Annotated in this window: 16 protein-coding genes; 4 read left to right on the top strand and 12 right to left on the bottom strand. The window is 62.4% G+C overall.

Translation table 11 applies throughout. The features are described from left to right. Positions 1 to 36: 36 nt before the first annotated feature. From trbL to SO180_RS17900, 8 genes are all read right to left on the bottom strand, one after another. Positions 37 to 1,254: a P-type conjugative transfer protein TrbL gene (trbL, locus tag SO180_RS17935; protein WP_449380158.1), complete on the bottom strand. Its 1,218-nt coding sequence runs from the start codon at positions 1,252 to 1,254 to the stop codon at positions 37 to 39. After that, positions 1,251 to 1,634 carry a putative entry exclusion protein TrbK-alt gene (gene trbK-alt, locus SO180_RS17930; RefSeq protein ID WP_449380157.1) on the bottom strand — a complete coding sequence of 128 codons (384 nt, stop codon included), beginning with the start codon at positions 1,632 to 1,634 and terminating at the stop codon, positions 1,251 to 1,253. The genes trbL and trbK-alt overlap by 4 nt, the downstream gene beginning before the upstream one ends. Further along, positions 1,631 to 2,368, bottom strand: coding sequence for a P-type conjugative transfer protein TrbJ (trbJ, locus tag SO180_RS17925; protein WP_449380177.1), 738 nt, complete (start codon positions 2,366 to 2,368; stop codon positions 1,631 to 1,633). The genes trbK-alt and trbJ overlap by 4 nt, the downstream gene beginning before the upstream one ends. Continuing rightward, positions 2,365 to 4,806, bottom strand: coding sequence for a conjugal transfer protein TrbE (trbE, locus tag SO180_RS17920; RefSeq protein ID WP_449380156.1), 2,442 nt, complete (start codon positions 4,804 to 4,806; stop codon positions 2,365 to 2,367). Before trbE ends, trbJ begins: the two co-directional genes overlap by 4 nt. Before the next feature lie 8 nt (positions 4,807 to 4,814). Continuing rightward, positions 4,815 to 5,078, bottom strand: coding sequence for a VirB3 family type IV secretion system protein (locus tag SO180_RS17915; RefSeq protein ID WP_449380155.1), 264 nt, complete (start codon positions 5,076 to 5,078; stop codon positions 4,815 to 4,817). Further along, positions 5,078 to 5,365 carry a TrbC/VirB2 family type IV secretion system protein gene (locus SO180_RS17910; RefSeq protein ID WP_449380176.1) on the bottom strand — a complete coding sequence of 96 codons (288 nt, stop codon included), beginning with the start codon at positions 5,363 to 5,365 and terminating at the stop codon, positions 5,078 to 5,080. Before SO180_RS17910 ends, SO180_RS17915 begins: the two co-directional genes overlap by 1 nt. A gap of 35 nt (positions 5,366 to 5,400) precedes the next feature. Next, on the bottom strand, positions 5,401 to 6,321 hold the full coding sequence (trbB, locus tag SO180_RS17905) for a P-type conjugative transfer ATPase TrbB (RefSeq protein WP_449380154.1): 921 nt from the start codon (positions 6,319 to 6,321) through the stop codon (positions 5,401 to 5,403). Between the two features lie 238 nt (positions 6,322 to 6,559). Further along, positions 6,560 to 6,772: a hypothetical protein gene (locus SO180_RS17900; RefSeq protein ID WP_449380153.1), complete on the bottom strand. Its 213-nt coding sequence runs from the start codon at positions 6,770 to 6,772 to the stop codon at positions 6,560 to 6,562. A gap of 235 nt (positions 6,773 to 7,007) precedes the next feature. Between SO180_RS17900 and SO180_RS17895 the strand changes: the two genes are divergently transcribed. Further along, the gene (locus SO180_RS17895) at positions 7,008 to 7,184 is read left to right on the top strand and encodes a hypothetical protein (protein ID WP_449380152.1); all 177 of its coding nucleotides are present in this window, start codon (positions 7,008 to 7,010) and stop codon (positions 7,182 to 7,184) included. A 560-nt stretch (positions 7,185 to 7,744) separates the two neighbouring features. On the opposite strand, the gene SO180_RS17890 is transcribed toward SO180_RS17895, so the two are convergent. Next, positions 7,745 to 7,993: a type II toxin-antitoxin system Phd/YefM family antitoxin gene (locus SO180_RS17890; protein WP_449380151.1), complete on the bottom strand. Its 249-nt coding sequence runs from the start codon at positions 7,991 to 7,993 to the stop codon at positions 7,745 to 7,747. Beyond that, entirely contained in the window at positions 7,990 to 8,283 is a 294-nt protein-coding gene (locus SO180_RS17885; protein WP_449380150.1) for a type II toxin-antitoxin system RelE family toxin, read from the bottom strand. The genes SO180_RS17890 and SO180_RS17885 overlap by 4 nt, the downstream gene beginning before the upstream one ends. Positions 8,284 to 8,594: 311 nt before the next feature. Here SO180_RS17885 and SO180_RS17880 point away from each other — a divergent pair, with 311 nt between their 5' ends. Together SO180_RS17880 and SO180_RS17875 are read left to right on the top strand one after the other, a co-directional pair. Further along, entirely contained in the window at positions 8,595 to 8,906 is a 312-nt protein-coding gene (locus SO180_RS17880) for a type II toxin-antitoxin system HigB family toxin (RefSeq protein WP_449380149.1), read from the top strand. Beyond that, positions 8,891 to 9,289, top strand: coding sequence for a helix-turn-helix domain-containing protein (locus SO180_RS17875; protein WP_449380148.1), 399 nt, complete (start codon positions 8,891 to 8,893; stop codon positions 9,287 to 9,289). The genes SO180_RS17880 and SO180_RS17875 overlap by 16 nt, the downstream gene beginning before the upstream one ends. 214 nt (positions 9,290 to 9,503) lie before the next feature. On the opposite strand, the gene SO180_RS17870 is transcribed toward SO180_RS17875, so the two are convergent. Beyond that, on the bottom strand, positions 9,504 to 10,493 hold the full coding sequence (locus SO180_RS17870; protein ID WP_449380147.1) for a threonine dehydratase: 990 nt from the start codon (positions 10,491 to 10,493) through the stop codon (positions 9,504 to 9,506). Between the two features lie 145 nt (positions 10,494 to 10,638). On the opposite strand from SO180_RS17870, the gene SO180_RS17865 reads away from it, so the two are divergent. Further along, positions 10,639 to 11,541 carry a helix-turn-helix domain-containing protein gene (locus SO180_RS17865; protein WP_449380146.1) on the top strand — a complete coding sequence of 301 codons (903 nt, stop codon included), beginning with the start codon at positions 10,639 to 10,641 and terminating at the stop codon, positions 11,539 to 11,541. 188 nt (positions 11,542 to 11,729) lie between these two features. Here SO180_RS17865 and SO180_RS17860 read toward each other — a convergent pair whose 3' ends face one another. After that, positions 11,730 to 16,733 (bottom strand): beta strand repeat-containing protein, encoded by a 5,004-nt coding sequence (locus tag SO180_RS17860; RefSeq protein ID WP_449380145.1) that lies wholly within the window; start codon positions 16,731 to 16,733, stop codon positions 11,730 to 11,732. Between the last annotated feature and the right edge of the window lie 388 nt (positions 16,734 to 17,121).

Below are 17,121 nucleotides of genomic sequence, written 5' to 3'. Positions count from 1 at the left end.
AGATGATTGGGAACGGCAGGTGGTTGAGCGCAGGCACTAGCTCCCGCCCTGTGAGAGATCGACAGACGCACCACCTCCGCCGTGGTCGCCAGCGCGTACCGCCCGCGTGGCGCTTGAGGCTCCATGACTGATAGTTTGCGTCCGTTTCATGCGGCGAACCCACGCGGGTGCTCTCTCGGACGACCCGGAATCGCCACCACCCGCGCTGCCGCTCGGTCCGCCGGAATGAATGGCAGCAGAGCGTAGCGGGCTAGCAGTAGCCGACGGAGTTGCGCCCTTGGCGCCGGACAGACCGCCTGCTCGGAGCGCGCTCGAGGCAGCGCCCGCAATGGCGCGGCTTCCACCAACGGCACTTCCGGCCAACGCGGCGCCACCGGCTGCGAGCGCGGCTCCAGCCGCAACCACGCCACCGGCCGCTAGGCCAGTGCCGACCGCACTACCGGCGCCGAGCTGTGGTCCACCAGAAACGATCCCGTTGGCGATGCCGGGTCCGAAGATGCCGAGACCAAGCAATGAGAGCGCTCCCAACACCAGCGCCATCGCACTCTCAATGGTCGGCTGGTTGCCGCCAAATCCCGCTGTGAACTGTGCAAAAAGCGTCGAGCCGATGCCGACGATCACGGCCAGCACCAAAACCTTGACGCCGAAAGAGATCACGTTGCCAAGCACCCGCTCCGCGGCGAATGCCGTCTTCCCAAACAGACCGAAGGGAATCAGCACAAAGCCTGCGAGCGTCGTCAGCTTGAACTCGATCAGGGTGACGAAGAGCTGGATCGCCAGGATGAAAAAAGCGAGCAGCACCACGATCCAGGCGAACAACAGAACGGCGATCTGGACGAAATTCTCGAAGAAGCTGACGTAGCCCATCAGGCTGGAAATGGACTCCAGGATCGGCCTCCCAGCGTCGAGACCCACCTGCGCAATCCGGCCGGGACGCAAGAATTCCGCTGACGACAGGCTCGTGCCGGAGGCCTTTAGGCCCAGGCCCGCAAAGCTTTCGAACACGATCCGCGCGAGGCTGTTCCAGTTGCCGATAAGATAAGCAAAGACGCCGACGAACAGGGTCTTCTTGACGAGACGAGCGACGATGTCCTCATCGCCGCCCCAGGACCAGAACAGCCCAGCCAGTGCGATGTCGATCGCCGCGAGCGTGGTCGCGAGATAGGCAACCTCACCGCCGAGCAGCCCAAATCCGGAATCGATGTAGCGAGTGAAGGTTTCCAGGAACTGGTCGATGACACCGGTGCTGTTCATCGCTCATTCCCTCCGGATGTCGGCATGGAGGGGTAGCCAGACGGCAAACGGCTTTCATCCTTCGGTGATGGTGGAATCGGGCCATTAGCTGACGCTCCATCAACCCCTTGACGTGCATTACCCTCCCTCTGGCTCAGAAATTGGCGCCGTTTCTCGGCCCACACCTTGCGGCATTCGAGCAACTGGTCTTTCTGCTCGTAGTTGACGGTACGGCACTGCGCGAGCTTGGAGGCGAGAGGATCGATTTCTTGGGTAGCCGATGCAGCAGCCGCGGTCTGATCCGCGCCGCCGCGCAACTGGATTGCGCAGGCACCGACCGCCACGGCGAGGAGCAGCACGGCTACGCCGATCGGAATGCGCTTGAACCTATCTGTCATCATCGGTGAAACATCTGCACGGTTGTGGGCTGATAGCTTTGGCCTGAGTTAAGGAAGCGGCGGAGCTGCTCTCTCCCCTGATCCTGTGCGACGGTGCGCTGCGCAGACTCCAAGCTCTGAGCTCGTCCCTGTGCGGCAACGACGGCGGTGAGATCGGCGAGTTGCTGGGCCTGCAATCCGAGGAGTTGGTTACCTGCCTGATTTGCCTGCAGTGCGCCGGTCGCACCTTGGCTCGCTGTCACGAGCGCCGACATCTGGGTTCGGTTGGTGTCGAGATTGCCGACGACGGTGGCCTGCACCCGCATCGCGTCCTGCAAGCCCGCGACCGCGTTCTGCCAGCGTGCCTGTGCATTGGCCACCAGGGCCTGGTCCGACGAACTTGACGACGTCGGCGCATAGGTCGTCGAGAACGCCCGATCGATTTGCTGGATATCGTAGGCAATGCGCTGAGCCTGCCCGAGCAATTGCTGCGTCCGCAGGATCGACTGCTCGAGCTGCAGCAGGGAGGAGAACGGCAGTGTCGCCAGATTCTTTGCCTGGTTGATCAGCATCTGCGCCTGATTTTGCAGTGACGTGATCTGGTTGTTGATCTGCTGCAGGCTACGCGCGGCAGTCAGCACGTTCTGCGCGTAGTTGTTGGGATCGAACACGATCCATTGCGCCGACGTCGGCTTGGGGCTTCCGGCAAGAACGACAGCGATGGCGCCCGCCGCCACGACACGACAAAGGAGACTCATGAGGAGGCCTCCAGGTTGGTGAGATGTGGAATGAGATCGCAGGCCCATCCGACGTCTCGGGCTCTAAGCCAGCCAGAGACAAAATTCTCGCCGCTCTCTTCGACCAGCACCTTCTCGATCAGCGCCTGGTCGGCTTTCGAGGAGGCGGCCGCAAACGCCAAGGCGACCTCACCAAGGCCAAGTTCAAACAGACGGTTGCCGCGACGCGACTGGCAGTAGTAGTCCCGCTTCGGTATCGCACGGGCGAGAATCTCGATCTGACGGTCGTTCAGCCCAAAGCGGCGATAGATCGCCGTGATCTGTGGTTCGATGGCGCGATCGTTGGGGAGCAGGATCCGGGTCGGACAACTCTCGATGATGGCAGGTGCGATGGCCGAGCCGTCGATGTCGGCCAGCGATTGAGTGGCGAAAATGACGGAAACATTCTTCTTGCGCAGTGTCTTCAGCCACTCGCGAAGTTTGCCGGCAAAGTCAGCGTCATCGAGTGCAAGCCAGCCCTCATCGATGATGAGCAGGGTCGGCCGGCCGTCGAAACGATCCTCGATCCGATGAAACAGGTATGACAGAACGGCGGGCGCTACTCCCGTACCGATCAATCCGTCGGTTTCGAAGACCTGAACCGAGGACTCGCCCAATCGCTCACTTTCGGCATCGAGCAACCGGTCATAGGGACCGCCCAGGCAATAGGGTTGGAGCGCCCGCTTCAAGGGATTCGACTGCAAAAGGACGGAAAGACCTGTGAGGGTTCGTTCCGGAAGCGGCGCTGAAGCCAGCGACGTCAGGGCCGACCAGACATGGTCCTTGACCTCGGGTGTGACCTCGATCCGTTCGCGGGTCAGGATCGAGGTGATCCATTCGGCAGCCCAGCCGCGCTCAGCGACGTCGTCAATTCTCGCGAGCGGCTGGAGGGAGACAAACTGGGAGACCTCTCCGGCAACGGAGCCGCCAAGATCATGCCAGTCGCCACCCATGGCGATGGCGGCCGCCCGGATCGATCCACCGAAATCGAAAGCGAAGATCTGGGAACTCGGATAGCGCTGAAACTGCAGCGCCATCAGCGCCAGTAGTACCGACTTGCCGGCGCCCGTCGGGCCGACGACCAGGGTGTGCCCGACATCGCCGACGTGGAGAGAGAATCGAAACGGGGTCGATCCCTCCGTCTTGCCGAAGAACAGAGCCGGCGCTTTGAAGTGATGGTCCCTCGCCTCCCCCGCCCATACAGCTGAGAGCGGAATCATATGCGCAAGGTTCAGGGTCGAGACCGGGGGCTGACGGACGTTGGCATAGACGTGCCCCGGCAAGCTGCCGAGCCATGCCTCGACCGCATTCACCGTCTCAATCATGCAGGTGAAATCACGCCCCTGGATCACCTTCTCGACGAGGCGCAGCTTTTCGTCGGCGGCGCGGGCATCCCTGTCCCAGACGGTGACCGTCGCGGTGACAAAGGCCTCACCGATCTGGTCCGTTCCCAGTTCCTGGAGCGCGGCGTCAGCATCGATCGCCTTATTATGCGCATCTGTGTCGAGAAGCGCGGAAGCCTCGTTGGTCATCACCTCCTTGAGAATCGCGCCAATCGACTTCCGCTTGGCGAACCATTGGCGACGAATTTTGGTGAGGAGTTTTGTCGCATCCGTCTTGTCGAGCATGATCGCCCGGGTCGACCAACGATACGCGAAGGCGAGACGGTTGAGGTCGTCGAGGATCCCCGGTGTGGTCGCGGTCGGGAATCCCACGACGGTCAGAACGCGCACGTGAGCTTCGCCCAACGTCGGCTCAAGGCCGCCGGTCAGGGGTTGATCGGCCAGCAACGCATCGAGATACATGGGGATCTCTGGCACGCGCACACGATGCCGCTTGGTCGAAACAGTGGAGTGCAGGTAGGTCAGCGTTGCCTCATCATCGAGCCAGCCACACTCCGGCATGAATCCTTCAATGAGCTGGAGGACGCGGTTGGTCCGGTCGACAAACCCGCTCAGGACCTCTCGCGCGTCAGCGCCGACGGTGCGGCTGCTATTCTCATAGAGGAGCCGCTCTGCCATCGCGGCGCCTTCCTCGGGCGGCAGGTAGAGGAACGTCAGGTAGTAGCTCGAGTCATAATGGGCGCCCGCTTCCTCGAACTGGGCTCGCCGCTCCGCGTCGACCAGGGCAGAGGCGACGTCGGGAAACGTGCTTAGGGGATAGGCACCCGCGGAATGCCGCTGTGCCTCGACAAAGACCGCCCATCCAGACCCAAGGCGGCGGAGCGCGTTGTTCAGACGACCGGCGACTGCGACGAGTTCGGCCGGCACAGCGCTGTCGAGATCCGGTCCCCGAAATTTTGCGGTCCGCTGAAACGAACCGTCCTTGTTCAGAACGATTCCCTCATCGACGAGTGCCGCCCAGGGAAGAAAGTCCGCCAAGCGCGTCGTTGAACGTCTGTATTCGGCAAGATTCATCATGGGAGGACTCACAGGCTGAGATGACCGGGAATGCGGACGTGCCGGCGCACGACCTCGACGAAGGCGGGATCGCGCTTGGTGGCCCATACGGCGACCACGTGGCCGACAAACAGGAGGAGAAGACCTGCCAGCCAAAGGCGCAGGCCGAGCCCAAGTGCTGCGGCCAGGGTGCTGTTGAGGATGGCAACCGATCGCGGTGCGCCGCCCATCAGAATCGGCTCGGTCAGGGCCCGGTGCACGGGCGCGACAAATCCTGTGACCTGCCCATCCATCAGATCACCACGCCGCCGCCGAAGGAGAAGAAGGAAAGGAAGAAGCTTGAGGCGGCAAAGGCAATTGACAGGCCGAAGACGATCTGGACCAGCCGTCGGAAACCGCCCGATGTGTCGCCGAATGCCAGCGACAGGCCCGTCACGATAATGATGATGACGGCGATGATCTTGGCGACGGGGCCCTCGACCGATTGCAGGATCTGATTGAGGGGTTGCTCCCACGGCATGTTGGAGCCCGCGGCCCACGCTGGGACGGCCATCAGGCAATACCCGGTGAATGCCCCCATCGAAAGGATGATCCTTCCGAGAAACGAACGATAACTCATGGCTGATCTCCCATTGGTGAAAGGCTGTAGTCGCCGGAGGGTCCGAGCCCGGTCACACGGGCCAGTTCTGCAAGCCTGCGATCGGCACCACGGCCGACGAGCACGGCGATGACGTTGATGGTCTCTGCAATGAGGGCGCGCGGGACTGTGACGACGGCTTCCTGGATGAGCTGCTCAAGGCGACGCAAAGCGCCGAGCGCGGTGCCGGCATGAATCGTGCCGATTCCACCGGGGTGGCCGGTGCCCCAGGCCTTCAGCAGGTCGAGGGCCTCCGCTCCGCGGACTTCGCCGATCGGAATGCGATCGGGCCGCAGCCGTAGCGACGAGCGGACGAGATCGGAGAGCGAGATCACACCATCCCGTGTACGCAGGGCCACCAGGTTCGGTGCCTTGCATTGAAGCTCTCGCGTATCTTCGATGAGTACGACGCGATCGGCGGTCTTGGCGACTTCTGCGAGCAGCGCATTTGTCAGCGTCGTCTTGCCGGTCGAGGTGCCGCCGGCAACCAATATATTCTCGCGACTGGTGACGGCCGTGCGTAGCGCGTCGGCCTGATCCGATGTGATAATCCCAGCGGCAACGTAGTCACCGAGCGAGAACACGGCCACCGCTGGCTTGCGGATCGCGAATGCGGGGGCGGTGACAACCGGCGGCAACAGGCCCTCGAACCGTTCACCGGTTTCGGGCAATTCGGCGGAGACGCGCGGCGCCCCGGCGTGAACTTCCTGCCCCACGTGATGGGCAACCAACCGGACGATGCGTTCTCCGTCGGAAGCGGACAGTGTTTCGCCGCTCTCCATCAGACCGTGAGATAGCCGGTCGATCCACAACCGGCCATCGGGGTTGAGCATCACTTCAACGATCGACGGATCTTCCAGAAAGCGTGCGATGGCGGGACCAAGTGCGGTGCGCAGCATTCGCACCCCACGCGAGATTGCCTCCGGCCGAAGAGAATGGATTGGCACGTCGTCCCCCAATGACTGAGGACAAATCGAACGCCGCCCTCAGATGGGGATCATTAGAAAGAGCAACAGCACGATCGGCACAACGAGCGCCTGACCGCGTTCGTAGCCTGGCGCAGAGAAAGAAAGTTTGGGCAAGATGCCTGAGAGCGAGCCTGAACTTGCGCCTCAGCCAAACAGCTCGACACTCCAGTTAGCGGCCTTGGTGAGAATAAAATCGCGAACTCGTCATTGAAATTGCACCATAATTTTCAGAGCGCCCGCGGGACAAGGAACTGGTTAGACGGCCCATGGTGGGCTTGAAGATCATGCGCGCCAACAGCGCGACTGCGATCGGCGCGAGCAGCATCGGCAGCAGCGCGACACGAAACAGCTGCTCGCCAGTCACGCTCGCATTCAGCGCCAAGGCCGAACCCGATCGCTTGTTGGCAATCCCACCGCGATGAACGCTTCAGCGGTTGCCAAGGGTACGCGCCAACATTCGGGTTGAGGCGATGCGTATGCATAATATGCCATACGGGCCTCGCTTTCGAATATCCCGGGGGGATGCCGTTGCCCACCAGAAATGTCGTGCTGACTGAGCGTCAGGAGGAACTCCTTGAGGCCCCGTCAAGTCTAGCCGCTACCAGAACGCCAGCGAAGTGCTGCGCGATGGGTTGGGGCTGGTGGAACAACGCGAGGCGGAGGATACAAGCAAGCTGAAAGCTCTGCGGGCAGCGGCCCGCGCCGGCGTCGCGGCGTTGGACCGGGGGATTTCAAGGAATTCGGAAATATCGAGGAGCCTCTCGGAGAAGGTCATCTCCCGAACTGCCGAATAGAGCCGTCATGACCCAGCAGAGATGGCGCGTTCGTCTCGGCCCTGCCGCGGAAGTCGACTTTGCCAACATCCTCAAGTGGACCACCGAGAATTCTGGCGCGCGACAAGTTCGCGTCTATAGGGACGCCCTTGTTCAAGCGCTTGCCAACGGTCCCAATGTTCGGGGCTCCAGGGCCCGGGACGAGATCATGGCAGGCCTTCGCACGCTTTATGTTGCCCGGCCTGGCCGTCGCGGACGTCATTTCCTGGACCTATCGGGACGCCCCGAACAGCACGATCGAAATCGTCCGCATCGTCCACGACGGAATGGACCTTCGGCTCCACGTCCCATCTGTCCCCGACGAGAGCACCGAATAGAGCTGCAGCATCGTAGAGAACGCCAGCGCACCTCTGCAGGCGCCAGCGAGCTCTGGCGTAGAATTGTAAGTGGCGCGCTATGGCCGATGAAGTTGGGCACTATTGTTCGCCGTAGCACTACGATGCCGTGCGCGAGTCCACGCCATCGTATCCGACACCTTGCCTATCTTTGCGCGCGCACTGCGACGGGATATGCGCGTGTCACTACTCGCTTTCAATGTCCTCGAGCCTGGTCCCGCGTCCGGCGCGCAGGCTGTTTCGCGCCTGCTCGATACGACGCAGGAAGCGCGGGTCGTGTTCGAGGCGGTACTCGAACCAGTCCTCCTCTGATTCGAAGCCGATCAGTACGCCGGCCGGCTTACCATGGCGCGTGATGACGATCTCCTGCGTTTCAGCTTCTCGAAGAAAGCGAGACAGGTCGTCCTTGATCTCGGATAAAGGAACTTCCTTCACTCCGGATTTCCGAATTGTGTGAGCCATGACTCGGCCTCCGATTTGGGCACTATCGCCAAGACCTCTACGCTCGTGCGGGACACGTCGTAGAACACCCGAACTTCGTCTACCCGCAATCGAAACTGTGGACGGAGCAATCCTCGCAATCGCTTGATGCGGCTGCGGCTCGTTTTTTCGGGCTCGTGCCTCAGATGTGTTTCGAGCGCGGCCCGAACGATCGTCCGAACACTCGCCGTCAGCGCCTTGAGGTCTTCGACAGCTTCGGGAGCGAGGACGATCTCGAATGGCATTCTGGCCAGATTATAGCCAGATTTGCACAGGTGTCAAACGAGCAATTGGGCCTGCCTCAAGCGAACTCTAGCGTACCAACGGCTAGGCAGAGGATGCTGTTGAGTGCTCTGGCGGGAAATGGCGCGCCACGGCCGATGAAGATGGGCACTACTGCTTCGCTGTGGCGCTATGATGTACCCGCTATGGCTCGCTGCCTCCGCCGGCCGCACGATCAAAGCTCGTCTCGGTTCAACGATTTCGGAGCAAGGTAGGCCATTATCATGGCAGGTCGGGGTTGTCACCAAATTGGTGACATGATACAGATTCACCCATGCAGGTGATCGCCCTTCGCACTCTGAGAGAATTTTGGGCGCGTCACCCACATGCCGAAGGCCCAATTCGGGCGTGGTTCGCGATTGCCGCCAAGGCGCACTGGGCCGACCCCGCCGAAATAAGGCGGCGGTTCGGCAGCACCGTCGATTTCGTGGGCGACGACCGAGTCATCTTCGATCTCGGCGGGAACAAATATCGGCTGATCGTTCACGTGTCATATGCCTTCGGCCGCGTGCTCGTGAAGTTCATCGGCACTCATTCAGAATACGACCGCATCGATCCGGAGACCGTATCATGGCGAAAAAATTGATCCGTCCGATTCGCTCCGAAGCCGACTATGACGCGGCGCTCAGCGAGATCGAACGGTACTTCGAAAACGAACCCAAGCCGGGTACGCCCGAAGCAGACCGATTCGATCTCCTCGCACTTATCATCGAGGACTACGAGCGCAAGCGCTGGCCGATCGAACCACCCGACACGATCGACGCGATTCGTTACCGCATGGAGACGAGCGGCTATACCCAGGCCGATCTTGGCCGCCTGCTCGGCTCGCGCCAGCGCGCATCCGACGTTCTGACCAGGAAGCGTCCTCTCACGATGCGAATGGCCTGGAAACTGCATCGCGAGTGGGACATTCCTGCGGAAGCCCTGATCGCACCACCGCGAATGCGCGGGCGAAGGTCGGCGGCGTAGAGGCGGAAAGGCCCGCGCAGGATCGGCGCTTATCGTCAGCTGTAGCGTGCTCTGGCGTAAATGGCGCGCCACGGCCGATGAAGATGCGCACTATTGCTTCGCCGTCGCGCTATGAAGCAGCGACCGGCCGAGCGCTACAACCGCCAACACTGCGACGGCTTACGATTTCCCGCTGTGTCCGCCGGGCTTGCCGCGGAGGCCAATGCTGGCGCATTCAGCCGACCTTTGGCGTCTCACCGGCTAAGATCCGCCGGTAGACCGACGCATCGATATTGCCGCCGGACAAAATCACGGCGACCTTCTTTCCGGCCATGCGGGCGCGCTCCTGCATGAGCCCGGCAAGCGGGGCGGCGCCCGCGCCTTCGGCAACGTTGTGCGTATCCTGGAAATAGGAACGTGCCGCATCGGCGATGTCGTCCTCGCCAAGCTGCAAGATTCGGGCTGCGCCCTGCTTGATGATGGCCACCGCCTCCTGACGCGGGTCGCGTGTTGCCACGCCGTCGGCGAAGGTTAGCGCCGAGCCCGTCGAAACCGGCTTCCCGGCCGCGAACGACAGGGCCATTGCCGGGGCGCTGCGCGCTACGACGCCGACGATTTCAGTCTTGAGGCCGAGCAAGTCGCGAGCTGTGATCAGCCCACAGATACCGGAGCCCATCCCAATCGGGACATAGACCGTGTCAAGGTCAGCGACGGCGCGAAACAGTTCGAGCGCGTACGTTGCGACCCCCTTGACCTGATCTCGATTGAACGGTGTGATAAAATGCAGGCTCTGCTCGCACGCGACCCGATTGCATTCTGCAAGCGCCTCGTCAAAATCTCTGCCGAATTCGACGACGGTGGCACCAAAGGCGCGCATGGCGGCATTCTGGTCTGTTGAGTTGCCCCGCGGCAAGTAGATTGTCGCCGAAATGCCTGCCCGAGAGGCTGAGAATGCGATAGATTGACCATGATTGCCGCGCGTGGCCGAAATGACCCCTGTCACTTTTGTCGATGAGCGCTTCAGATTGTCCATGTAGACGATGCCGCCGCGTACCTTGAAAGCGGAAGTCGGCGTGTGATTCTCGTGCTTTACCCACACCTCGCAACCGGTCCGCTTGGCGAGAAGCGGCCAAGCGTATTGCGGGGTGGGCGGTAGCGTACGATGCACGAGTTGAGCCGCGGCTTCCAATTCACCGAGAGCAAAGAGCGGGTCGGACACAGCCATCGAAAACCTCCGAGGAAACCTGTAAGAATGTTAGCTCGGTTGATTTCGGTCCGCTTTCACGTGCTTGACCTGTAATGGCGTGTGGGTCGCAAAGTAATCTTTCAGTCGTTGCGGCGGTGAGCGCTTCGAGCTACGGCAAGTTCTAATGTCGGAACAGAAACCAAGCACGGTGGCTGCTCTGCATCGCTCAACCCTGCACTGTGAGGGCCCGGGCTTTGCGGTGACGGTGCTGCCGGCGTCGCCCTACGAGGTGAGTTACGTGTCCGATCGTCACGTGATTGGGTTCACGTTCGAGAGGCAGCGAGGCGTCGACGCCTTCGGTGGTGCGCGGCGGCGCCCCTTTGATGCGGAGCCTTGGCGGCTCGCCTTCACGCCAGCAGGCTGCGACGTCTTTTCGGCCTCGGACAAGGGCGGGGAGTACTTGGTACTAAGCTTTGCCCCGAAGGTATTTGCTCGATTTGCATCAGGGATTGAGACCTGCCGGCTAAGGCAGTTCACCAATGCGGCCGATCCCCGATTCACCCCGTTAGCGACTAGCCTGCGGCGGATGACGATGGTTGGTGCAGCAGCGCCATCTTTGGCGATGGAGAGCGTTGTAGCCGTTGCTGCCGAACGCGTCTCAGCGGTGCTCAATCCCGGTACTCAGAGAGGGTCCGCCGAATGTCGTTTGACTTCTCGACGCCTGAAGCGAATTCTCGATCATTTTGAGGCTCGACTCACGGAAGAAATCCGCCTCGCGGACCTTGCAAGCGATACCGGCCTCTCGGAATGCTATCTCGCCCGCACGTTCCGGGCTGCGACTGGCATGACGCTGCACGCCGCGTTGGTGGAGCGGAGGATTGCACGAGCGCGTTCGTTGATCGAGGCGGCCTCACGCCGCGGCACCCGCCCAAGCCTCGCGGCGGTTGCAGCAGCTTGCGGATTCTCAAGCCACGCTCACATGACGACGATCTTCCGGCGCGTGCTTGGGGTCACTCCGAGCGAATGGACGCGAATTTTTGTAGGCACCTCAGTACTCGGATCGTCCGATCACAGCACCGCCGGCTGATGGTTGCAGGGCTGCCTGGACAACGGCGCGATCGGCGCCGCTGGGCTGCTGCAGCGTGCTCTGGCGTAGAATGGCGCGCCGGCCAAAACAAAATTACGAACTCATATATTATTGAGATTGCAGTATAATCTCGTTATGCGCCCCATGAGCTATTCATGCGCAGGTCGGCGATGCAATTCGACCACCCGCTACCATGTATATCGCACTATTCCTTTTCCGGCGTAGCTTCGGGTGACGTTGGAGAACTCGCCTTCGAAGGTCGCAGCGGCTGACCAGCCGTTGGTCCACTTCAGTTCGGCGGACGCCGTGGTCAGCGCCGAGTCGGACGCTTGCGCCGCGCCATTCACGACGAAGCTTGCGCCGGGCAATGCCTGGAAGGTCGCGGAGACGGCGCGGTCGGGATTGAAATCATGCGCCCACGCGGCCCGACCGCGCAGCGTCAGGATCGCATCGCCGATCGCAAATGATTTGTCGCCGCGCAAACCGAGCTCGCTGCGGCTGTCGGTGACATCCCTCGCGCCATAGGCGAGCGCAAAGGTATTGGCGCCGGAGAGAATGCCTTCCGCATAGGCGGGCAGACCGAAGGTCGTGAACTGTGCGGCGGCATAGGGCGTCAGGCCGATGCCGCCCATCCACGGCGCGACGACGCGATAGCCGCCTTCGAGACGGCCCGAGAATGCGTTGGCGTTGAACTCCGCATGCAGGCGATCGATGCCGGCCACGGTCACGGTACGGTCGGTGGTGATGTCCTGCCAGCCATAGGCCAACGCTGCGGTGACGTAGGCCGCACCGACGGAGTGGCGCAAATAGGCGCCGGCCTGGAACAGCTCGGAACGTCCGCTGCCCAATCCATTGACGACAAAATTGGTGCCGCCGCCGACCAGCGCAAAACCGGCAAGCGTATACGGCGAGATGCGATAGTCGGCACCAACAGCGGTACCGTAGATGCGGCTGCTGGCGGTGTTTGATCCGGCGGTGACGCTGCCATCGGTGGCCTGCGCGCCGCCATAACCTGCCGCCCACACGCTCCAGCGCTGCGCGAAGGCTGGCGCCGGTGCCTTTTGATAGATGGCAGCGTAGGCCTCGCGCTCCGCGCCGGTCTTACCTGAAACCGTGGAAGCGTCTTCCGCGAATTGGGATGCGCCGTTCGAGGACGAAACCGGATCGCCACGTTCGCCCATGAAGGGATCGGTCATCACGCCTATGAACTGGGTCATCGCGTTGAAGGTGGCCTGCTGTGAGCCCGTAGCGGATTGACCGGACGCTTGCGTCAGGCCCCCTGCGGACAGAGCGCTGTACACCATCGGAATGCCGCCGGTGCTGTTGAAGTAGTTGGTGAGCGCGGTGCCGACGTTCTGCGCATTGCCGTTGAGGCCAGTCGGGATGGCGAAGTTCAGCAGCAGATTGAGATAGGCATGGGTCGAATCGTAGCTCAGCGTTGCGTGGAAGTTCGCCGGCAGGTTGGTATTCGCGACCGAATTGAACGTGCCGCTGACGCCGCCCGCGGCGGTCAGGATGGTGTACTGCTTCGCGACATAGCTGCCATTGGCATAAACCGCATTCACGCTGGCATTGCCGAGCGCCGCCGTGCCCGACACGTTAGCGAACGAGGCCGTCGATGGATTGATCTGCACCAGATAGATCGCCCCGGAAGCGAGCGCAAGGCTTCCGCTCACCGTGGTCGAGGTGCCCGCCACACCGGTGCCGGGCGCGAAGGTGCCACCGCTGGCGACCGAGAGGTTGGCCACGGTGCCGCTGCCGGTCAGCGCGCCACCCGTGATCGTGACCAGGCCATCGATCATGCCGGTGTTGTTGGTGACCCCGGCGGTATTGGTGAGGCCTCCGCTCAGCGTTCCCGCATTGTTGGTCGTGCCGCTGTTGGTCAGGAGGCCCGACACCGTTGCGCCGGCACTGTTGTTGAAGGTGCCGGCATTGTTGACCGTGCCGGTCCAGGTCAGATTGTTGGTGATGGTCCCGGTGTTGGAGACGACGTTGCCGGTCCAAATCGAATTGTTGGTGATGCCGCCGGTATTGGTGGCGACGTTGGCGGCATAGGTGCCGTTGTTGCTCACGACGCCCGCATTGTTGAGATCGTCGGTCACGCTGCCACCGGCGGCGACCGTGATCGATCCGCCGACGCTGTTGGTGATGCCGCCGATGGTCGCGATCAATTGCCCACCATTGGCGACGGTGATGACGCCGCTATTGGTCAGCAATCCCTGCAACGTGTAGCTGCCGGTGGCGCCGATCGCAAACGTCGCGCCGTTGGCATTGGCGAGCGTCGAATCGCTGGTCACCGTACCGCCGACATTGAATGTGCCGCCGGCGAGGTTGATGATCGCGCCATTGATGGCACCGCCATTGGCGTTGACGGTCGCACTATTGGTGAGACCGCCCCTGATGGTGCCTGACGTCGTCAGCGTGCCGCCGGTCACGGTGGCGCCGCCGTTGAGCTGGCCGGCATTGGTGGTCGCGCCGGCGGTATTGGTAAGCAGGCCGGATACCGTGCCGCTGGCATTGTTGTTGAAGGTCGCGGCGTTGTTCAGCACGCCGGTGATGGTCGCGTTGTTGTTGACGGTGCCGGTGCCGGAAATCGCCACCGTTCCGGCAATCAGATTGTTGTTGGTGAGTGTGCCGGCGGTCACTGTCGCGCCGCCGTTGAGCTGGCCGGCATTGGTCGTCGTGCCCGCGGTGTTGGTGACCAGGCCGGATACCGTGCCGTTCGTATTGTTGCTGAATGTCGCGGCATTGTTGACCACGCCGGTGATGGTCGCGCTGTTGTCGACCGTGCCGGTGCCGGAGATGTCGACGGTACCGGCAATCAGGTTGTTGTTGGTGAGTACGCCGCCGCTCACGATCACGCCAGCGTTGAGCTGGCCAGCATTGGTCGTCGTGCCAGCGGTGTTGGCGAGCAAGCCGGATACCGTGCCGCCGGCGTTGTTGTTGAACGTCGCCGCATTGACCACGCTGGTGATGGTCGCGTTGTTGTCGACGGTGCCGGTGCCGGAAATCGCCACCGTTCCGGCAATCAGATTGTTGTTGACGACCGAGCCGCCGGTCACTGTCGCGCCGCCGTTGAGCTGGCCGGCGTTGGTCGTCGTGCCCGCAGTGTTGGTCAGCAGGCCGAATACCGTGCCGCCGGCGTTGTTGTTGAACGTCGCCGCATTATTCACTACGCCAGTGATGGTCGCGTTATTGTCGACGGTGCCGGCGCCAGAGATGTCGATGGTACCGGCAATCAGGTTGTTGTTGACGACCGAGCCGCCGGTCACCGTGGCGCCGCCGTTGAGCTGGCCGGCGTTGGTCGTCGTGCCCGCAGTGTTGGTCAGCAGGCCGGATACCGTGCCGCCGGCGTTGTTGTTGAACGTCGCTGCATTATTCACTACGCCAGTGATGATCGCGTTGTTGTCGACGGTGCCGGTGCCGGAGATGTCGACGGTACCGGCAATCAGATTGTTGTTGACGACCGAGCCGCCGGTCACCGTGGCGCCGCCGTTGAGCAGCCCATAGTTGGTCGTCGTGCCAGCGTTGTTGGTGAGCAGGCCGGATACCGTGCCGCCGGCGTTGTTGTTGAACGTCGCTGCATTATTCACTACGCCGGTGATGGTCGCGTTATTGTCGACGATGCCGGTGCCGGAGATGTCGACGGTACCGGCAATCAGGTTGTTGTTGACGACCGAGCCACCAGTCACCGTGGCGCCGCCGTTGAGCTGACCGGCGTTGGACGCCGTGCCAGCGGTGTTGGTGAACAGGCCCGATACCGTGCCAGTACTCTGGTTGACGAAGGTGCCGGCATTCAAAATCGTGCCGGTCCAGGTGCCGGCGTTGCTCAGCAAGCCGCTGTCGTTGATCGCATTTCCGATCCAGACGCCGCCATTATTGTTGTGAATGGCGCCGCCAGCGCCGTTGCTGGCGATGTCGCCGGTCCACACTCCCGTGGAAGTGTTAGTGATGGTGCCGGTGTTGGTATTGACCCTGGCGTTGTAGGCGCCGCTGTTGGTGACGGTGCCGGCATTGTCGAGATCGTCATTGACGGTACCGCCCTGCGCCACCGTGATGACACCGTTGTTGGTGATGCCAGTCGTGGCCGTCAGCGTGCTGGTGCCGTCGACTCCGATGGTGCCGGAATTGTTGATCGTGGTGGCGGTTGCGGTCGCGCCCGTCAGGTTCAGCGTTCCCGACGTCACCGTCCAAGCCTGGGTGGTGGCACTCGAGGTGTTCGACAGGGTCCAGGTGCTGGATCCTGATTTGTTGAACTGCGTGAAATTCTGATACTGCGAGCCAAGTTGCGACAGATCGAACGAACTGTCGGTGGTGCCGCCGAGCACCAGCGCGCTGGTGCCGTTGCCGATGACGTTGCCGCTGATGCTGGAGCCGGCCCGCAGCTCAAGGCTGTTAGTGCCGCCCGTAAAGTAGATCGCGGTACTGCCGGAAATGGCTCCCGCATTGATGATCGTCAGGTTTTGTCCGACGATGCCATAGCCCGTGGCCCCGTTCGCTCCGACGTTGGAATAACCGGCGGCGTCGCCGCCCAGCCCGCCGCCCCCCGCCGAAATCGTGCCGTTGTTGGTGATTGCGGCCCCGTTGGCGTTGGTCACCGTGATGCCGTTGCCGCCGTTGCCCCCGGCGCCGGCAGCGCCGGTATAGCTGCCGCCGGTGACTCCGATACCGCCGACGCCGCCATCACCGCCCTGTACGGTGACACCACCATTCACGGTGAGGGCGACACCGGTGTTGGCGCCGTTCACAACGATTCCGCTGCCGCCGCCGCCGCCGCCACCGCCGCCGCCAATGGACGACGGAAAGGAAAAGTTGATCATGCCCGAGCCGCCGCTGCCGCCGGTGCCGCCTGTTGCTCCGACGCTGATCGTCGTCGTGCCGGTGGCACTGACCGTGGTGCCGGCGCCGCCAGCGCCGCCGCCGCCGCCGCCCGCTCCTTGAGAGGAGGCGCTGCCACCGCCGCCGCCGTTGTCGGACCCGCCGCCGCTGCCGCCATTGCCGTTCCCGCCGGTCCCTCCGCTGCCACCGCCGCCGCCCGTTGAAGTCCCGTCGCCGGCAAGACCCGCAGCCCCGCCGCCACCCGGGGTGCTCCGGTTCGGTGCGTTACCGCCGTTGCCGCCGTTTTGCCCGACCGACTGGGCGTAGGAAGGTGCCGGTACCGCCAGAATGATGACGGATGCGACTCCGGCCATCCAGCCGAGCCGGCTCCGGTGGCCGGTCGGCTGAATTGGCGTCAATGGAGCCGGCGAACGCCGATCGAAACCTGTTCCGGCTGAAATGATACGCACCGTAAGACCGCCTGATCCGCTCCCGGAGATGCCGGGCTTCCTGCCGGTCGACATCGCCTTTGCAATTGAATCTTGCCGGCGGAGATGTGAGTCGCCGGCCAATGGTCGGCAGTTAGCCACCCATGGGGCGTCGGTGTCCTGAAAGGGGGACGGTTACTTTCTGAAGCTTTTCTGATATTTGCGTTTCAGCCTGCTTCTATTGCCGAAATTTCGGATATTGCCGGGGCAGCGCGAGTCTTGGGCTTCGATCCGTGGAGCGGGATCGAGCTGTATCATGTCGGCCTTGCACAAA

The organism is Bradyrhizobium sp. UFLA05-112 (assembly GCF_053572325.1).
Note: the sequence above shows the minus strand (reverse complement) of the source record. Positions and strands in the feature narration are given on the sequence as shown.